General features: G+C 72.3%; 2 protein-coding genes. Both read right to left on the minus strand.

Features of this window, described 5'->3' with window-relative positions; translation table 11 throughout:
- The coding region (locus tag D7V93_RS41975) for a flavin-containing monooxygenase (RefSeq protein WP_244237829.1) at positions 1–1454 on the minus strand (1454 nt) is incomplete at its 3' end.
- A gap of 54 nt (positions 1455–1508) precedes the next feature.
- Positions 1509–2141 (minus strand): helix-turn-helix transcriptional regulator, encoded by a 633-nt coding sequence (locus D7V93_RS41980; protein WP_120648560.1) that lies wholly within the window; start codon positions 2139–2141, stop codon positions 1509–1511.
- Positions 2142–2302 lie beyond the last annotated feature (161 nt).

Here is a 2302-nt window from a genome sequence, read left to right on the forward strand (position 1 = left end):
GAGACAGAGTCGGCAGGGTCGAAGTGCTCCACCCGTCTGCGGAAGGCGGAGGTGGTGCCGGGCCAGAGGGCGGCGTTGCGACCCGTGACGTCCAGGTACCAGCTCCGGCAGCCGCCCTGGTTCCAGACGGTGTGGGACAGCCGCGCGTCCAGATCACGGATGAAGGCGTCCTGCACCTCTGGCACCGGCTCCACGGCGGCGGCGCCCCGGGCGTCCAGGTAGCGCAGCGCGCCCAGCACGTGCTCCAGCTGGGCCTCCATCATCAGCAGCACGGAGGTGTGGCCCAGGCCGGTGTTGGGCCCCTGGAGGAGGAAGAGGTTGGGGAAGCCGCTCACGGTGGTGCCCAGGTAGGCCTTGGGGCTGCCCGCCCAGACGTCCGCGAGCGTGCGTCCGTCCGGGCCATGGACGTGGTGCCCCAGCGGCATGTCCGTGGCCTGGAAGCCGGTGCCGAAGACGAGCGTGTCCACGGGGTGGACGGCGCCGTCGTCCGTGACGACGGCGTGCTCGCGCACCTCGCGGATGTGGGACGTGACGACGTCCACGTTGTCGCGGGTGAGGGCCGGCAGATAGTCGTCGGAGACGACGACGCGCTTGCACCCCATCGTGTAGCGGGGCGTGAGCTTGTCGCGCAGCACGGGGTCCGTCACCACCTTCGCCAGGTACCGGAGCCCCCATCGCTGGGCGGCGCGAAGGATCCACGGGTGCTGGAAGCCCAGGGACAGGGCCTCGCGCAGCAGGCGCAGGGCCTCGCGAAGGAGCCAGTGCACGCCGGGCGCCCGCTGGTACACCGAGCGCCGCAGGGGGCCAATGGGCTTGTCCCCCCGGGGCAGCACCCACGCGGGCGTGCGCTGGAAGAGGATGAGCCGGCGGACGGTGGGTTGGATGGCCGGGACGAGCTGCGCCGAGGACGCGCCCGTGCCCACCACGCCCACGGTGCGCCCGGCCAGGGGGTGCCCCACGTCCCAGCGCGCCGAGTGCATCACCTTGCCCTGGAAGCGCTCCAGCCCGGGCAGCGAGGGGATGGCGGGCTCGCTCAGCGCGCCCACGGCGGCCACGAGGACGTCCGCGGTGAAGGGGCCCCGGGACGTCTCCAGCCGCCAGTGCCTCCGGGCGGGGTCCCACCGCGCGGAGAGGATGGCGTGCCCGAAGCGCAGGAACGGCGACAGGCCGAAGCGCGTCACGCACTCGCGCAGGTACTCTTGAATCTCGGCGCCGGGCGAGTAGGCGCGCGACCAGCCGGGGTTCGGCGCGAAGGAGAACGAGTACAGCAGGGACTGCACGTCGCACGCGCAGCCGGGATAGACGTTGTCGCGCCAGACGCCGCCCACGTCGTCCGCCCGCTCGAAGACGCGGAAGTCGTCGACGCCGTCCTGCTTCAACCGGATGGCCATGCCCAGTCCGGCGAAGCCGGCGCCCGCGATGGCGACTCGCACGTGAGGCGGGGAATGGGACACCGGAAGGGACCTCCTGGAGCGGATGGACGCGCACTACATCATCGCCGGGCCGCTTCACCCCAGGACTTCGGCGCGCGTGATGCGGTCCAACCGGAAGTGGCGCCGCTCGCCGGACGCGAGGTCCACCGCGTCCAGCCGCGTCTCGTGCCGGTCCATCACCACGGACTCGATGCGCACCTCGCGCGTCGTCTCCAGGAAGTTGCCGTCCACGTAGGTGATGCGCAGCCGCTGGCGCTCGAACCACGCGCGCTCCAGCGCCTCGCGGACGTTCTTCTTCGTGGGCAGCGACGGCACGCCCAGGAACGTCAGCTCCCGCAGCCGCTCCAGCAGCTCGCGCTGCGCGGACGTGGACAGCGCCGAGCGCACCTTGTCGAGCGCCAGCTCCAGCGTCCCCGTGAAGGGCAACAGCCGCATGTCGATGGCGAAGCGGCCCAGCGCCACCACGAGCGCCGCCTCGCGCGCGGTGAAGTTCACCGGCGGCAGGCTGTAGCTGCGATCCAACGCGTACCCGCCGCCCCGGCCGCGCTCCGCCCCCACCGGCAGTGCCGCGGCGCGCAACGCGTCCAGGTCCCGGTAGATGGTGCGCACCGTCACGCCGAAGCGCTCCGCCAGCACCTCCGCGGTGACGCCGGTACGGCGACCCCTCAGGTACTCGGCGAGGGCGAAAAGACGCTCGGTGCGCTGCATGGCCTTGGATTCCTGACATACCGCTGTCAGCCCGGGCCCTCAAGCTGGAGGCGAGCCTCCGCGATGCGAAGCCCTACCGACAGCGCCGTGCTTCCTGCCGCCGCCCGCCCTTGCGGACGTGGCACCGGGGCGCCTATGAGCACCCCCGAGCGCATCCCCAT

Source organism: Corallococcus llansteffanensis (genome assembly GCF_003612055.1).
Taxonomy (GTDB): Bacteria; Myxococcota; Myxococcia; order Myxococcales; family Myxococcaceae; genus Corallococcus; species Corallococcus llansteffanensis.